At 58.9% G+C, this 16,714-nt stretch carries 9 protein-coding genes and 2 pseudogenes; 1 reads left to right on the forward strand and 10 read right to left on the reverse strand.

The window, feature by feature from the left end; all coding sequences use genetic code 11:
* Both QD461_RS35150 and QD461_RS35155 read right to left on the reverse strand, forming a co-directional pair.
* Nucleotides 1–179 (reverse strand): annotated as a pseudogene (locus QD461_RS35150) (electron transfer flavoprotein subunit beta/FixA family protein); the annotation flags it as partial.
* Nucleotides 180–209: 30 nt separating this feature from the next.
* Nucleotides 210–2,651, reverse strand: a complete 2,442-nt coding sequence (locus QD461_RS35155; RefSeq protein ID WP_414091497.1) for a GcvT family protein — start codon at nt 2,649–2,651, stop codon at nt 210–212.
* A gap of 92 nt (nt 2,652–2,743) precedes the next feature.
* On the opposite strand from QD461_RS35155, the gene QD461_RS35160 reads away from it, so the two are divergent.
* Nucleotides 2,744–3,688: a LysR substrate-binding domain-containing protein gene (locus QD461_RS35160; RefSeq protein ID WP_414091498.1), complete on the forward strand. Its 945-nt coding sequence runs from the start codon at nt 2,744–2,746 to the stop codon at nt 3,686–3,688.
* Between the two features lie 374 nt (nt 3,689–4,062).
* Here the strand turns inward: QD461_RS35160 and QD461_RS35165 are convergent, their stop codons facing one another.
* The 8 genes and pseudogenes from QD461_RS35165 to QD461_RS35200 form a co-directional block, all read right to left on the reverse strand.
* Complete coding sequence (locus tag QD461_RS35165) at nt 4,063–5,208, reverse strand: aldo/keto reductase (protein WP_414091499.1); 1,146 nt, start codon at nt 5,206–5,208, stop codon at nt 4,063–4,065.
* Between the two features lie 30 nt (nt 5,209–5,238).
* Nucleotides 5,239–5,973 (reverse strand): aspartate/glutamate racemase family protein, encoded by a 735-nt coding sequence (locus QD461_RS35170; protein ID WP_414091500.1) that lies wholly within the window; start codon nt 5,971–5,973, stop codon nt 5,239–5,241.
* 62 nt (nt 5,974–6,035) lie between these two features.
* On the reverse strand, nt 6,036–6,875 hold the full coding sequence (locus QD461_RS35175) for a substrate-binding periplasmic protein (RefSeq protein ID WP_414091501.1): 840 nt from the start codon (nt 6,873–6,875) through the stop codon (nt 6,036–6,038).
* Nucleotides 6,876–6,897: 22 nt separating this feature from the next.
* A complete protein-coding gene (locus tag QD461_RS35180; RefSeq protein WP_414091502.1) occupies nt 6,898–7,560 on the reverse strand; it encodes an amino acid ABC transporter permease in 663 nt (220 codons plus the stop codon).
* Entirely contained in the window at nt 7,560–8,204 is a 645-nt protein-coding gene (locus QD461_RS35185) for an amino acid ABC transporter permease (RefSeq protein ID WP_414091503.1), read from the reverse strand. Before QD461_RS35185 ends, QD461_RS35180 begins: the two co-directional genes overlap by 1 nt.
* Nucleotides 8,201–8,965 (reverse strand): amino acid ABC transporter ATP-binding protein, encoded by a 765-nt coding sequence (locus QD461_RS35190; protein WP_414091504.1) that lies wholly within the window; start codon nt 8,963–8,965, stop codon nt 8,201–8,203. Before QD461_RS35190 ends, QD461_RS35185 begins: the two co-directional genes overlap by 4 nt.
* A 308-nt stretch (nt 8,966–9,273) precedes the next feature.
* Nucleotides 9,274–9,720: pseudogene (locus tag QD461_RS35195) on the reverse strand (IS110 family transposase); the annotation flags it as partial.
* A 1,477-nt stretch (nt 9,721–11,197) separates the two neighbouring features.
* Complete coding sequence (locus QD461_RS35200) at nt 11,198–16,699, reverse strand: beta strand repeat-containing protein (protein ID WP_414091505.1); 5,502 nt, start codon at nt 16,697–16,699, stop codon at nt 11,198–11,200.
* Between the last annotated feature and the right edge of the window lie 15 nt (nt 16,700–16,714).

The raw sequence follows: 16,714 nt of genomic DNA on the forward strand, positions 1-16,714 counted from the left end.
ACCACCACTTCCTCGGCCTTGCCAGCTTCCTTCAGACGCAGCGCCTCTTCGACCGAGATCTCGTCGAACGGATTCATCGACATCTTCACGTTCGACAGCTCAACGCCAGATCCATCCGGCTTCACGCGGATCTTCACGTTGTAGTCAACAACCCGCTTAACTGGGACAAGGATTTTCATGCTGCTTCTCCTGAATTTGTCTATCGCGGATCACATGCGGCCGCGCAGGGCTTCGGGATCGTAAGGCGATTCCGGGATCACGCGCGCTTTGCGCATTTCTCCGAGGATCATAACCTCGAGTTCAGTCCCTGGATTATTGAGTTCGACAGGAAGCAGTGCAAAGGCCACATCGCAGCCGAGCGTGTAGGCGTAGCTGCCCGAGGTGATACGGCCAGCCAGTTTGCCATTGTGATAGACGCCTTCATGAATGAGCGAGCTCACCCCATCGGTCTCGATGGAAATGGTGACTGATCTCTGTTTGACACCCTCCTCTTTCTGCCGGAGGAGAGCCTGCTTGCCAACGAAGTCACCCTTGTCCAGCCTGACGAAACGATCAAGGTTGCTTTCCCAGGCGGTGAGCTCCGGATTCATATCGCGATACATGGCGCGATAGGACTTCTCCAACCGAAGCGATTCCAGCGCGTGCAGACCGATCAGGCGCAGGCCATGCGGCGCGCCAGCCGAAAGCAGAGCTTCGAGGAGGTGACGCTGATAGCAAAGCGGATGATAGAGTTCCCATCCGAGTTCACCTTCGTAGTTGACCCTCAGCAGGCGGACATCGCTTGCAAGGCCGACCGAGCCTGATTTCACTGCGAACCATGGGAACCTTCCATTGGAGAGGTCCATCTCGGTGAGGCTCTGCAACACCTCGCGCGCCTTTGGCCCAACGATGGTGAAGCAACCGCGCTCGTTCGTCACGTTCCGCAACTGAACCGATCCATCCTTCGGCAGGAGTTTCGAAAGATCGTCGAAATTCCAGCGCTCGGCCCGCGGAGTGGAAATCAGATAAAATGTACCGTTCTCGAGGCGTGAGACGATATACTCGGCCTGAACGCCGCCGGTCTTCGTCAGATGATGGCTGAGATTGACGCGGCCGATCTTTGGCAGGCGATTGGCGAGAATGCCATCGAGCCAGGCTTCAGCCCCAGGACCGGAGACTTCGAACTTGGTCATCGGCGTCATCTCGACAAGGCCTACGGCATTTCGCACCGCGTGGACCTCTTCACCGACATATTTGCCCTTTTCCGTCCAGCGCCAGCTGTATTGATCCTTTGCCTCGACGCCATCAGGCGCAAACCAGTTCGGCATTTCCCAACCGTTGAGGACACCCCAGACAGCACCGTGTCTCGACAAGATATCATAGGAAGGCGCCGTCTTCTGCGGTCGGGCCGCCGGCATATCCTGGCCTGGATAATGCAACTCGGCGTGAGTACCCCAGCTTTCGCGTACCTTCTGTCGCGTCCATTCCTTGTTCGCATAGTCGCCAAAGCGGCGCGGGTCGAGCTCGGACGTATCCAGGCTGTTTGCGCCTTCGACAATGCGCTCCGACAGATAGTAGCCGATCGCGCCACCCCAAAGGATGCCGCCGGGCACGCCTTCGGCGATCCAGACATTCTCCAGTCCCCAGGCCGGCCCGACCAAGGGAAGTTCGTCCGCCGTCATCTGGAATGGGCCGCGCACATTCGCCTTGATGCCGACCCGACCAAGAGCCGGAACGAGCTCCATCGCACGTTCCCAGTTCCAGGAAACGGAATCGAAATCCTCTTCCAGCAGGTCCGCGCCGAACCATTCGGGAACCCCATTCTCGGCAAAGAGCTTCAGGTGCTCCGTCTTTTCATAGGGGCCGAACATGAGACCATCGCCCTCTTCGCGGAGATAGCCCTCGAAAGCCTCGTCGCGCAGGATCGGCATTTCCGGCAGCCCCTGGCGTTTGCGTTCGACCACCTCCGGCACCGCATCGGTGATCCAATATTGATGGACGATCGGGATCGCCGGAATTTCAAGCCCGAGCATGGCGCCGGTCTGGCGCGCATAGTTTCCCGTTGCCGAAATGATGTGCTCGCAAATGATTTCGCCATTGTTGGTGAGGATTTTCCACTCGCCACCCGGCAAGCGTTCAAAGCCACGCACCTCGGTGTTGAGATAGATCTTGGCGCCGCGATCCCGTGCCCCCTTGGCCATGGCCTGCGTGACATCGGCGGGCGCAATATGGCCGTCATCTGGGTGATAAAGGGCCGCCAGCATCTCGTGATTGTTTTCGAGCAATGGCCAAAGCTTGCGGGCTTCCTGCGGTGTCACGAGCTCTGCACGGATCCCCTGTACGGCGGCGACGCTCATGTAGCTCTTGTATTCGTCCAGGCGGTCGCGCGTATTGGCGATGCGCAGCTGCCCACATTTGTGCCAACCGACATGCTGACCGGTTTCCGCCTCCAGACCTTCGTAGATCTCGATCGTCTTGGCGATCATCCGGCCGATGTTGATGCTGCGGGCGTAGGAAGGGATAAGGCCGGCAGCATGCCAGGTGGAACCAGCGGTGAGCTGGGTACGTTCGAGCAGCGCGACGTCTGTCCAGCCACGTTTGGTCAGTCCGTAGAGAATGGCGGCGCCGACACAACCACCGCCGATGACAACGGCGCGAGCATGAGTTTGCATGAGGAGTTCCCGAGTTGATTTCGAGCGAGACTAGCGGCGGCGACTTCGGTTGTGACGTTGCAAAAAATTACAAAGGGGCATAACTTCAGATTATGCATAGACTTCGCTCGCTCGTGCCTTCCGCCAACTATCTGTTTGTCTTCGAAGCTGCGGCGCGGCGGCGAAGTTTTACGGCGGCCGCCGAGGAACTGAATGTCAGCCAGCCGGCCGTCAGCAAGACGATCAGGCTTTTGGAGGAAGCGACAGGGCTGAAGCTGTTCCGTCGCGAGCATACTCGCTTGGAACTGACTGCCGAAGGCCTGAAATTCTATCGGGAGACCCAACAGGCCTTCGACCATCTCCATATGGTTCTGACATCGTTGCGCAAGAAGCACTCAAACGACACGGTGAGAGTGTCGTTCTCCGCTTCTTTCGTGCAGCTGTGGCTCTTGCCGCGTCTTAAGGATTTCAAGGCAAAGCACCCCGATATTGCTCTTCGGATCGAGGAGAGCAGTCGAGACGATCAGGATCTAAACGAGGAGAACATCGATCTTTCAGCACGGCTCGGCCTCGGCAAATGGCCCGGAATACATGCCTGGCACTTCGTGACCGAGGAGGTCATCCCCGTTTGCAGCCCTGACTATCTGAGGGAACACGGCCCAATAGGCGAAGCTTCCGATCTGCTTAACCACAGGCTCCTCCACTTCGAGGAGCGGCATCGCGTCCGGCTTGGATGGCCGGAATGGTTGGCTCAGCATTCCGTGCCGGTGGCGCGCCTCAATCAGGACTTTATCTTCACTGATGCGCTGAGCTCCATTGAAGCAGCCGTTCTCGGTCAGGGCATTGCGCTTGGCTGGAAGCACCTTGTCCACGATCACGTCCGTGCCGGCCGCCTGGTCTATCCCCTCGATGCGGTTTATCGCTCCGGCCAGACAATACACATCATCATGCCGGCGCAGCGTCCGTCAAAACATGGTGCGATGCTTTTCCGGGACTGGCTGCTTGAGCAGGGTGCCGACGCGCCGGTCTTCGAGGGGCCCACGGCCATCACCACTTAAAGCCCTTCCAGGACAAAATGGACAGGTAGAGCACGGTCTTCACCGCCCAATTTTGAGATAGTTCGTCTTTCAGAGCGGGTCCGGGCACGCCTGTGCTTGTCCTTTCCAATGAGAACTAGGCGCCTGGAGGTCTGCGCACAGAGTTGCCGCGTGCATTTCCGCGGCAATCGCCATCGACGAAATCCAAGATCCTCCCGTCGAAGCAATAGGAACAAAGCCGCTCTTCATCCATCGTGTCCGCTTTCCCGGGTCGCCGACGTAGCAAGGCAAGGCCTAAACGAAGAGAAGTATCTGTGAGGGCGCCATTGCTGCTTAGTCCCCGAGCGGAAACGCAGATTGATTAAACGCCAGGACCCGTCCAGCTCACGGCACGGTCAACCGAGGTCTTTGACCTTCGATTGCCCGAAGACATATTCTGCGGCCTTCGGCAACAAGACTTCCCCACGATAGCCGGAAGGCTTGTCGCCAACCGTTGTGCCCGCATTCAGGATCCCCGCCTGATAATCATCGCCAAAAAGCAAGTACGGATAAGGTGCTTCGATCGCGGTAGCGTGCTCCAGCGCCGAACGGAACTCGGCGGGGATCGTGAAATCCAGGGCCGCAAGATTATCCTCCAATTGCGACAGGCGGCTAGCACCGATTATGGCTGCCGCGATACCCGCTCGGTTGACGCACCAGTTCAGCGCCACTTGCGCCATGCTACGCCCCATATCGGCGGCGGCCTTTTCCAGCACGGTCAGGATGCGTGCATTACGTTCGGTGAACAGGCCGAGGCCTCCACCGGACACATCCTGCGAAAGCCGTCCCTGCCCTGCGGAGCCAGGACGATATTTTCCGGAAAGAAGCCCCATGGCAAGCGGGCTCCAGGCGGTGATGCCAAGACCGAGCGCGTCGGCGAGCGGCACGAATTCATGCTCGATGCTTCGTTCCACCAATGAATAGGGCAGTTGCAAGCAGATGGGCTGGGTGAGCGCATGCGCCTCGGCCCAGGTCTGAGCCCGCGCGGCGTACCAACCGGGAACATCGGACAACCCCGCATAACGGATCTTTCCGGCCCGCACGAGATCATCGAATGTTCGCATGACTTCCTCCGCCGGGGTCATGCGGTCCCATGTATGAAGCAGATAGAGGTCGATATAGTCCGTCTTCAGGCGCTTCAGCGAAGCGTCGACCGCCTGCATCATCGCCTTGCGGCCATTTCCGCCGGCATTCGGATTGCCCGGAGATAGACTGTTGGAGAACTTCGTCGCGATGACGACCGCGTCTCGGATGCCAGCTTCCTTCACGAAGGTCCCGACAATGCTCTCACTCAATCCTGCCGCATAGGAATTGGCAGTATCGATGAAATTTCCGCCGGCAGAGATATAGCGTTCAAAAATGGCTCTGGCCGTTGGCTCATCTGCCCCCCAACTTCCGCCGATACCGCGAATGCCGCCATTGCCGAAGGTCATCGTCCCGAGCGCCAACCGACTGACCCGAAGGCCCGAACGCCCCAGTAGATAGTATTGATCGAGGGACATGTCTGACCTCCGGTTCGAGTCAGTCGCGCATCACATGCTGCCGGCGTAGGGCCGGCGGGCGATGCTTTGCTGGACGTAATTGATCATCGTGATAAAATCAAAGACAGGACGTCCCGTCGCAGCTTGCACTGCATGGGCGTAAGGAGGCAGATCGCTGCATTCAAGCAGGATCGAGCGAACGTCGGGATGTTCCTCCACAAGACGGCGCGCGACCTGCGTGACCTCGCGTTCGATTTGCGCTGAGTCAAGCGTTCCCCTTTCCTCGAGGATCGCCTGGCGAAACTCAGTCTGATCTTCCATGCCGGCGACGACCAGTGAAATGCTGTCAGGCACGTTGCAGGCCTTGAAATGCCGCTGCGTAAGCCGTGATGCATTGGCGGTAATGACACCGACGCTGCCGCCGCAGAGTGCATGCATGAAAGGGATCTGCATGAGGCTCGAGAGAAAGACGGGAATGTCGAGCGCAGCCGCCACCTCCTCCTGAAAATAGGCCATGAAGCCGCAGGCGCCGGTAATCGCCTTGACGCCGCGGCCCTGCAACTCCAGCGCAGCCTCTACGAAGACCTCTTTCAAGGCTGGATCGCGCTGGTTCAAAAGCCGATCGATCGACGCACCGCGAACCTCCTGGAACCGAACAGGATAGGTGTAGGTCGTCGCATTCCCGACATTCCCGGGAACGCAAGGATAGGCGGCGTCGAGGATCAGAATGCCGATCTGCTCACCGTACCAGGACTGCGTCTTGCGCGTGACCTTGTGGACTGTCAACGTCATATCTCCTGAGTGTGTTGGCGAGGGCCGAGAAAGATTGCCTCCCCGGCCGGCCGGCGTTATTGCACCAGACGCGGAGCACCGGTTTCAGCGGCGGTTCCATCAAGGCCGTAGGACTTGAGAATCTTGACGATCGTTCCGTCGTTATGCATTTCCTCAATATCGTTATCGAGCGCTGCGCCGAATTCCTTGGCCTTCAGCGAATATGGGAACGCGGCCTGTGCGGCTTCCTTGGTCGCCTTCACGCGGGGATCCGCGGCTGCGACAGCGACCTTGACGTCCTTCAACGCCCCTTTCTGTGCGGCGACCACTCCCGTCGAGTAGCCGTCCACCGCCACGTCGATGCGGCCGGCAAACAGATCCTGCTGCATGTTGACGGAGTTCGGATAAAGCTTCAGCGACCCGCCGAGCAAGGTTTTGAGGTCGGCGACCCAAAGATAACCCTGAACCGTACCAACCTTTTTGCCTTCAACATCGGATACATTCTTGAACCCCTGCTTGGAGTAGATCGCCATCTGGTCGGTATAAAGCGGTGCGGACAGGTTCATGGCTTTGGCCCGTTCGGCGGTGCGATACCAATCGCCCGTGGTAATGTCGGCCTGACCCGAAAGGACATACTGGATTGCCGCAGCGGGATCGACGGCTACGGCCCTGACTTGCAGGCATTCGCGTTTGGCGAATTCGGAAGCAATGTCGCCGTCTATTCCCTTCATGTTCCCGCCGTCGTCCATGTAGGAATGCGGCGCATAGGTGGTCACCGCAACGGTCAAAGTGCCCTGCTGAATGGTCGTAAACTTGTGCTTTGGCGTGCAATCGGCGGCCTGTACAGCTTGGCCAGACAGGAGCGCACCGAGAATGCCAGGCAGAAGAAGATGGGTCTTGGACTTGAATGCGGGCATGCCGGAATTCCTTCTTATGGGGTTAGCGTTGGGCATAGAGGCTTGCGCGCCTCTCCACGTGATTGACGAGGAGAGCCGCGGGTATCGAAATGCAGGCATAGAGAACGCCCGCGCAAAGCAGCGCCGGGAAATAACGGAAGGTGTTGGAGCCGATCTCATATGCACGGCTCACCAGCTCCGGCAGTGCAATCGTGAAGCAGAGTGACGTGCCCTGAAAGATAAGGATCGAGAAACCGAGAAGGGCTGGCAGCGCGACACGCAAGCCCTGAGGAAGCAATACGAAACGCAATTCATCGACCCGACTGAGACCGAGCGCTTCAGCCGCTTCGCGTTGGCCGTGCGCAATGGACTGGAGGCTCGCCCTGATGATCTCGCTGGTATAGGCGCCCGTGTTCCAAGCAAGCGCGATGACCGCTGCCGCGAAAGACTCGACCGTGAATCCAACACTTGGCAATCCAAAATAGATGAATTGCAGCAGCACCAATGCCGGCGCGCCTCGACCAACTTCAACAAGGAAAAGCGAAGCGTACTTCAAGGCCTTACTGCGCGCCAGCACACCCAAGGCGAGGACAAGACCGAACGGGACGCCGAGGAGCAGGCTGAGCAAAGCGACCTGTACACTGATGGAAAGCCCCCCGAGAAGGTCGGGCATCCACGTCACCAATTCGTCATAGCTTGGAAACATCAGCGTGCCACCTTGGATCGGAGATGAGCATCGGCGAGGCGCGACAACCAGGCGACCGGCAGGCTGAGGAAAATGTAAAAGAGCCCAACGATTGCAAACACCTCAAGACCGCGGAACGTCAGCTGCGAAAGCTGGTTGCCCTGGTAGGCAAGTTCCGTGACACCGATCGTCGAGGCAACGGCCGTCTCCTTCATCAGACCGATGAGATAGCTCGCGGCGGAAGGCAGCGCCACTCTGAGAGCTTGCGGAGCGACCACGTCCCTCATGGTGTGCCAACGGCCAAGATCGAGCGCTGTACAAGCCTCCCACTGGCCATGATGGATTGAGCTCAAGGCGCCACGGTAAATCTCTGCCATGTTTGCCGCCGCTATGAGACCGAGGCCGGTCAGGGCCGCCGCAAACGGATTGATCGGGAAGTAACTCATCCCAAGACCAAAGAAGATGATGAACAACCACAGGATCGGCGGGATGGCACGGACGATCTGGATCGTAACGGCCGCGCAGATGCGCACCAGCATGAAGCGGCTCCGTCGCGCCGCCAGAAGAGGAACCGCCAGCATTGCACCGATGATAAAGGAGCCAGCCGTCAAGCCTGCCGTCCAGATAAGACCTCGAAAAAAGAGCAGGAAATCAGCAGCGCTCATCGATCGTGCACCGCGCGAAGGAAGCGGCGGGTCCGCTCGTGCTGCGGATTGCGCATGACCTCGGTCGACGGACCTTTTTCCACGATCTGGCCATCCGCCATGATCATGACGGTATCGGAGACGTTTTCCGCAAAGCCCATCTCATGGGTCACGACAACCATGGTCATTCCGCTGGTGGCCAGCTCCCGCATGACAGCCAGAACCTCAAGCCCGAGTTCGGGATCAAGCGCGGAAGTGGGCTCATCGAAAAGCATAACCTCAGGGTCGAGTGCCAGGGCCCGGGCAATGGCAATCCTCTGTTGTTGCCCTCCCGAACAACGGCCAGGAAACTGCCCGGCCTTTTCCGCAAGACCGACGCGACTTAGCAATTGCATCGAGCGCTCATCCGCCTCGGCTCGGCTACGGCCAAGCACCCGCTCCTGGGCGAGGCTGACATTTCGAAGCACGGACATATGAGGAAAGAGATTGAATGATTGAAAGACCATGCCAACGCGTCGGCGCAGACTGGAAAGCTCGGCGCGAGACACCGGTTGGGCTGCATTGATTACCGTCTCGCCAACGGTGACTGTGCCGTCCGACGGCTGCTCGAGGTAGTTGATGCAGCGAAGGAGCGTGCTCTTTCCCGAACCGCTAGGGCCGATGATCGCGAGAACCTCACCGGACGAGACTTCCAGGTCGAGCCGGTCGAGAACAATGTGCGTTCCGTAGTGCTTGCTGAGCGAATGCAAGCCAATTTGCGCTTTCGCTGAATGAGATTTCATATCCGACACCGCCCTGCAGCGCCTGCCGAGCAGGGGCTTCGAACGCCATATGCAACTACAGCCGTCGCCAATGTCGTTGGCCTCCCGATAACGCGTGCGCTTGACCGCCGGCGCGAAGGCGCTGGCTCAAGGCGACATGATTGTTTGCTTTGCCGGTCGCCTCATCTGGAGACGCCGTGTTCCCGATCTTTATTGACCAAACTGTAACAACGGCGGACGCGGATGGGAGTCCGAAAAAAATGTGATATCTAATAACTTGAAGTTATGGCGAGCCTTTTGGGGCCAGAAACGGCAACCGGTGCGGACGTGCGCAGAAGCCCCTGAATATTGTTCTCGATCGCAATCGCATTTTCCTGGAGCACCTTGCGAGCCGTCAAAAGCGCCCGGCGCTTCTGACTGGTCAGGGTCTTGACGTGAACCATACGAAATAAATTGACCCGCCTCATCTGAGCAATGTCACGTGCGTCGTTACGATCTGTCTTGTTTGGTTGTGCATTCAAAAACGCATTCACGTGTCGCGTTTCAATGCACATTATAGGCAAACCTGCCGTTGCTAGCCCCTCGCATAACCATTGCGACAGGGGGCCAGCCTCAATCCCGATCCGTTCGATATTCTAGTCGGAATGTTTCAAAACGGCGAGGAGATCGTCAGGATGGCTGGGAACCTTCACTTCGCGACATATTCCACCGGTCTCTTCGACAATGCAAATTGCAGTCTCTTTGATCGAAACATCAAGGCCGACAAATTGCTTCATGGCATGCATCCTTTCCTGATGTTGGCGAGCTGATTGCCCGGACCAATTTAACATCAACCTGACGCAACACCTTCTTCGATGCGGAAGTGGGGCTCGAAGCCGAATACCCCATCTGATTCTGACAATAGCAGAGCTTTGCCTGCAATAACGCATGGAAACGAAAAACTTAAGCGCGACACGTGCGAAGGCCTGCCTCCAATCATCGACCGCCGAAATCTGCTTTCCGTCGCGGCGCACTTGCTAAGTACATTGATCGCAGAAAGTGGGTGGCCAAGGGAGAGCGGTCCGTCACCAGTCAGAGAAATGTGGCCTCCTGGTATGCGTGCCACCAGCAGTGCGTGGGGGCCACCCGTCTTAGGAAAAAGCTTGAAAAGGAACTGCCCGAAGAGGCCAGCGGTCTTCCGGTCGTTATGCTTCCGAATGTCGGAAAGGATGGCGTTGTCGAGGAGCACTCTTTTGCCGACAGCAATCGAATAGCGTCTCAGTTAGATGTCGAACACCTGTCGCAAGCACGAGCCGAACTTCGTCGACGCCGGAAACGATGCAAAGAAGCGGATCGGCGTTAGGGATACAGTGCGATCGTCGCCCGAGAACAAGAACTCGCGGAACGGGCTGGGATATTCGGACGTGTCATGTGGATCACTAAGCCCTCCTCACTGATCGAAGCCACCGCGAAGCTCCATTGCCTAATCGTCATGCACGATCCTGGCCTGAAGCTCAAAATGCGCCTTGGCCTGAGCTGCGAACGATGCTGAAGGATCTTATCCGCATTCTGGAGAAATGCCGGCCCAAATCCTGCAATGGACCCGCATATGCCGGTAACGCAGCCATTGTACGGGGCATTCTCAATCTGGCGATGCAGTACCAAGAGACAGCCTACCGGCTCGGCAAGGGCTCGTCCAAGTCCAGCCAGCTTCCGCGGCGTCTCTTAGCACTCCATGCGATGGAGCTCTATTTGAATGCATTTTTACTTGCCAAAGCGTGGATCCCATGGCGATCCGCAGCCTTCGGCGCCGTCTCGGCGAGCAGGCGCACATTGCATCTGAAGCTGTCCTCGTGCTGCGCAAGCAGACGATGGCGCACTTGGTAATGCTGCCCGCAAGTAACGAGTATCACGTCATCAGATATGTCCCAGAGCCCACATCCACATCGTCGCAGGTGAGCCAAATGATGGCGACCCTCGATGAGCTCTCGCGGAAAGTGCGAAAGATGTTGCGAGTATCGTCGTGATTACGCCTCACCTAGACAAGCCGATCGCTAGTTGTACGCAAGCCTGCAATATTTGAAGATCTCTTGAAGGAAATCGAACTTGCAACCTAATGGATTATGTCAGGTTGGGCGATGCTCCGTTATGAACGGCTGGTTCATTCACACAGGCTGCAGATTTCATCGTGGCCGAGCGCCGCCAGACCTATTGCCTATCTCATGCTGACGGCTATCCCTTCGATCGCCTGCCTCTCCACTTGCCGCAGTGTACTTACGGCACGGCCTGCACCAGGCAACCTGTGCCATCTCCGAGACAGACAACGGTGCCGGCAAAGCGAGGATCCGTCAGGAACAGACCGCGCCCCGCTTCGGTGTAGGAGAAGCCGCGGTGATCCTCGGCCGGCAGCGGCGGTAGCGGCGGTGCCGTGTCGGGCGCATAGGAGCGCGGCACGATCGCGCTGGCCAAATCCGTGCTCGGGCTTGAGGGTGGGGCCGTGACCGTCAGAATGCCCTTGACGAAGCTGAGACTGTAATTGGCCGAACCTGCAAGGCTTCCCTGTTCAATCGCATAGCTGCCGGGAATGGAGAAGCGATCGGCGGCGCTTGCCAGTTGACCGAAAAGCCGATCTCCGTTGACGAGGCCGCCGCCTGCGACCGTATAGGTGAAGTACGGATTGGCAGCACCCGCAGCACGCCTGGCATTGTTGGCAATCACGCTGATCAGGCGCGGCGTGATCGTCAGGTTGGCGCCGGTATAGGCGATCGCGTAATTAGCATTGCCGAGCGTGCCGAGACCGATGGCGTAGGAGCCGATACCGGAGAACTGGCTGGCCGACGCGGCGAGCGCCCCTGTCAGCGTGTCGCCATTGACGAGGCCGACGGCGGCATAGCCGAAGACCGGGTTTTGGTCGCCATAGGTTCGGGTTGCGTCATTGGCTGTGACGGCGATCGCCCGCGGCGTGACCGACAGCATGCCGCTGAGGAAGGTCAGGTCGTAATTGCCCGACGCGGCAAGCGAACCCTGGGTAATGCCGTAGGTGCCGACACCGGAGGCAGGTCCGGTAGCGGTTGCCAGTCCGCCGCTCAGGCCATCACCATTAACAAGTCCCGCCCCGCCGATTACATAGGTCAGAGCGGGATTGGCGTCGCCATAGATGCGGCTCTGACTGTTGCCCGTAACCGTGATCGCGCGTTTGCTGACCGTCAGGTCTCCACCGATGAAGCTCAGATCGTAGTTGCCGGAGGCCGTAAGCGTGCCCTGCGTGATATCATAGGTGCCGACATTCGAGGAGCCGGTAGCCGATGTCGCCAACAGACCCGACAACGTATCACTGTTGACGAGCCCTGCCCCGCCGATCGCATAGGTTAGAGCCGGATTGGCATTGCCATAGATGCGGCTCTGGTTGTCGGCCGCAACCGTGATCGCGCGCTTGTTGATTGTCAGGTCTGCCCCGCTATAGGTGATCGCGTAATTTGCGTTGCCCAGCGATCCTTGCAAGATCGCATAGGTGCCGACATTCGAATATTGCCCTGCCGTCGTCACTAGCGATCCAAAGAGCGTATCGCCATTGACGAGCCCTGCGCCACCCACCGTGTAGGTCAGTGTCGGATTTGTATCGCCATAGGCCTTCGACAGCGCGTCCGCCGTCACCGTCAGCGCGCGCTTATTGATCGTCAGGTCCGCGCCTGTGTAGCTGACCGAATAGTTGGAATTGCCGAGCGTGCCCTGCGAGATTGTATAGGGGCCGACGTTGGAATATTGCCCGGCGGCGGTTGAAAGCAACCCAGACAGCGTGTCGCCATTGACGAGGCCTGCGCCACCTACCGTGTAGGTCAGCGCCGGATTTGTATCGCCATAGGCCTTCGACAGCGCATCCGCCGTCACCGTCAGCGCGCGCTTATTGATCGTCAGGTCCGCGCCTGTGTAGCTGACCGAATAGTTGGTATTGCCGAGGCTGCCGATCGTGATGCCGTAAGTACCCACATTCGAATATTGCCCTGCCGTAGTCACCAGCGATCCGGACAGCGTGTCGCCATTAACGAGGCCTGCGCCGCCCACCGTGTAGGTCAGCGTCTGATTGGCATCGCCAAAGGCCTTCGACAGCGCATCCGCCGTCACCGTCAGCGCGCGCTTATTGATCGTCAGGTCCGCGCCGGCGTAGCTGACCGAATAGTTGGAATTGCCGAGCGTGCCCTGCGAGATTGTATAGGTGCCGACGTTGGAATATTGCCCTGCCGTGGTCACCAGCGATCCGGACAGCGTGTCGCCATTGACGAGGCCTGCGCCGCCCACCGTGTAGGTCAACATCGGATTAACATCGCCATAGGCCTTCGACAGCGCATCCGCCGTCACCGTCAGCAGCCGTGGATTGATCGTCAGGTCCGCGCCGGTGAAGCTGATCGAATAGTTGGAATTGCCGAGGCTTCCGATCGTGATGCCGTAGGTACCCACATTCGAATACTGCATCGCCGAAGTCGAGAGCGAACCAGAAAGCGTATCGCCATTGACGGGCCCCGCGCCACCGACAGTGTAAGTCAGCGTCGGATTAGCATCGCCGTAAGTTCTCGACAACGCATCCGCTGCCACCGTCAAGGCTCGCCGGTTCACAGTGAGATCAGCCCCGATATAGGTGAGGGCGTAGTTGCCGGAAGCCGTGAGCGAGCCTTGCGTGATCGCGTAGCTGCCGACATTCGAATATTGTGCTGCCAAGGTCGCAAGGGAACCGGAAACCGTATCGCCGTTGACGAGGCCGTTGGTCGTATAGGTTAGCGCCGGATTGATGTCGCCATAGGTCTTCGACAGAGCGTTGGCAGTCACCGTGAGGGGGCGCTGCGTGACTGCCAGGTTCGCGCCGATATAGGTCAGCACGTAATTGTTCGATGCCGCAAGCGCGCCCTGTGTGATCGCGTAGCCGCCGACATTCGAATATTGCCCAGCGGCGGTTGAAAGCAGCCCGGAAAGCGTGTCGCCATTGACGAGGCCGTTGGTCGTATAGGTCAGCGCCGGATTGATGTCGCCATAGGTCTTCGATTGCGCATCCGCCGTCACCGTAATCGGGCGGGGTGCCACAGTCGCGGTGTTGCCGACAAAGGTGATGGCATAGTTGGTATTGTCGAGCGTCCCCCGTGTGAGGGTGTAAGTGCCGACGCCGCTCGTGCTGGTAAGCCCCCCAAGACTGCCGGACAAGGCATCTCCGTTCAGCAACGAACCACTCGTCACGCTATAGGCGAGCGAAGGCGTGTCGCCATAGGTGAAGCTCTGGCCGGCATTCGCCGCCACGGTAAGCGCACGCTGATTGATCGTCAGGTCAGCGCCTACATAGTTTATGGCGTAGTTGGCATTGTCGAGGGAGCCTTGCGTGATCGCATAGCGACCCACATCGGAATACTGCCCGGTGGTTGTCGCAAGCGAGCCAGAAAGCGTGTCGTTGTTGACCGTGCTTGTAGTTGTATATGTCAGCGTCGGATCGGCATCACCATAGGTCTTCGTCTGCGCCTCTGCCGTTACCGTCAGTGGGCGTCTTCCTATGGTCAAGTTCTGACTGTAATCGACATAGGCCGTGCGGGAGCCGGTTTCGCTTAACGAGATGACGCCAGCATCAGCGTAATTATAGGTTCCGGCATTGGTCGTGGCCTTGATCGCGCTACCCCAGTTGAACGTGACATTGCCTGCGCCGACGCCCGAAAGCGTCGCACCGGTGATCGTTGAATTGCTCTCTCCATAGGTGCGCGAGGCACTGCCGATCTTGACATAGTCGTCATAGAGCCCGCTGCTGAGCGAACGCAGCATCATATAGCCATTATTCGCGCCGCTGGTGGATTTGCCCCAGACGGACGTAAAATCCCAGCCCGCGTTGATGAAAGTGAGCGGGTCTTGCATGGCAAGGCGTCCAAGGCCGCTGGCGGAGAATGTGCCTTGACCGCTGTAGCCGGTGCCGAAGTATTGGTCGTTGGTGTCCGTGTCCCAGAAACTGTTGCTGACGGTACGCAAATTCAAGCCGACCAAACCGTACCCGGGGCGCAGGCCCGAGGTAAAGGTGTATGCAATGGTGCCGCCATTGACTCCAACCAGATCACCGACATATTTGTAGCCGGTGACCGCGCCTGTCGCGTAGGCCTGCGTGACTGAACCCACGCTCCAGCCGACCAGTCCACCGACATAGAAATTGCCGACGACCGCGCCGGTCGCATAGGATGTCGAGACCGAGCCCAGGTTGTAGCCAACCAGACCGCCAACATTGTCGCTGCCGCCGTTGACCGCGATGGTGGCAAAGGACGATGTGACCGAACCTGCGCTGTAGCCGACCAGACCGCCGACATTGCTGCCACCATAAACCGAGCCGCCGACCAACCCGACGCGCGTTATCCGCGACCCCGTGCCCGCATAGCCGAATAGGCCAGCATAATTGACGGTGGCTGCGGTTAGATTGTAAATCGCGTGATTTTGTCCGTCGAAGTTACCGTTAAAACCATTGGAATTGTTCAACACGTTGCCAGCGCGATCGACGCCGATCGGCACGAACCCTGAACCGCCATTCCAGCGCACGGTCGCGGAGGCGTCGAGATTCTTCCCGAGCGCGAAGTTTCCGTTGAGATGAAGGCTGATGGCTTGAAGGTCGGTGAGATTGTTCACCAGTTGATAGGCAATAACGCTGTTTGCGGCGACTTTGCTGCTGAAATCGGTCGCAGTCCCGAAGCTGGAAGGGTTGTAATATATTCTTGCCGCAGTGGATGATCCTGAAAGCGCTACGGACCCTCCCGCGCCGAATGAGACCGTACCCGCGCCGGTGCCCGAATTGTCGGCCTGCAAAACCAGGCCGGCGCTCGCCCCCGACGCCGTAACCGCTGCGTTGATTGTGATGTCGGAGGCAGCGCTCAAAGTCAGCGTGGTGAGCGCGCTCCAGGTGATCGGGGCGGCCACCGTGATGGTGCCGGCCTGCGAGCCGGCGGAGCCCGCTCCGCCGGTCGAAACCGTGACATTGGCGGTTGCGAGCGCATTGGTCAGCGTGTTGACATTGATGATGCTGTCATTGCCTGTCGCCGTGAAGCCGGAGGAATTGCTGTCCGTCCCCGTCGATATCGTCATATTGTAGGGATCAAGCAACAGATTGCCGACGGAACCATGCGCCGCGGTCAGGTCGGTGAGGCCGGTGTAGGACAGCTTCGCCTTGCCCGAGACTTCCGCCTCGCCGCCATTGCCGGAGATCGTGCCGCCCTTCGCCGTGATCGTGCCGGCAAAGCGCGTCAGATCATCCGACCACAGAACGACATTGCCGCCATGACCCGTCGTGACCGCATCGGCATTGATGACGGTGTTGGCATCAATCGTCAGCGTCTCGGCATGCTGCAGCGGCCCCTTGCCCTGGCGGTTGCCGCCGATGTTGACCGTGCCGCCGCCGGTCTTGCCAGAGGCATTGATCTTCGCATTCGCCAGCGTGATCTTGCGGCCCGTCACCTCAACCTTGCCGCCTGAGCCGCGCCTGCTGCTGGCATCGACATTGCCTGATATCGCCACCTCGCCATCGCCACCCGACAGCACAATATCGCCGCTTCTGCCCGAGACACCCCTCGCCTCGATCGTCCCCGACATGTTGACCGCCTGCCGCGCCATGTCTCTCGCCGCTGCCGCAGACAGTTGCACCGTCCCGCCCCTTGCCGAGATCCTGCCGCTATTGTCGACCAGTGCCCCATCGCCTTTAGCCTTGGTCGGCACCGCCACCTGCAGGAAGCCGTCGCCGGACAGATCGAGCGTTGCCTGCTCGCCGGATCCCAAGGCCACCTTGCCCAT

This window comes from Rhizobium sp. BR 314, assembly GCF_047445805.1.
Lineage (GTDB): Bacteria > Pseudomonadota > Alphaproteobacteria > Rhizobiales > Rhizobiaceae > Rhizobium > Rhizobium lusitanum_B.

Excerpts from the sequence above, each read along its gene's own strand:
- QD461_RS35180 (WP_414091502.1), bottom strand. The coding sequence starts at position 7,560 with ATGTTTCCAAGCTATGACGAATTGGTGACGTGGATGCCCGACCTTCTC.
- QD461_RS35160 (WP_414091498.1), top strand. The coding sequence starts at position 2,744 with ATGCATAGACTTCGCTCGCTCGTGCCTTCCGCCAACTATCTGTTTGTC.
- QD461_RS35165 (WP_414091499.1), bottom strand. The coding sequence starts at position 5,208 with ATGTCCCTCGATCAATACTATCTACTGGGGCGTTCGGGCCTTCGGGTC.
- QD461_RS35175 (WP_414091501.1), bottom strand. The coding sequence starts at position 6,875 with ATGCCCGCATTCAAGTCCAAGACCCATCTTCTTCTGCCTGGCATTCTC.
- QD461_RS35185 (WP_414091503.1), bottom strand. The coding sequence starts at position 8,204 with ATGAGCGCTGCTGATTTCCTGCTCTTTTTTCGAGGTCTTATCTGGACG.
- QD461_RS35190 (WP_414091504.1), bottom strand. The coding sequence starts at position 8,965 with ATGAAATCTCATTCAGCGAAAGCGCAAATTGGCTTGCATTCGCTCAGC.
- QD461_RS35155 (WP_414091497.1), bottom strand. The coding sequence starts at position 2,651 with ATGCAAACTCATGCTCGCGCCGTTGTCATCGGCGGTGGTTGTGTCGGC.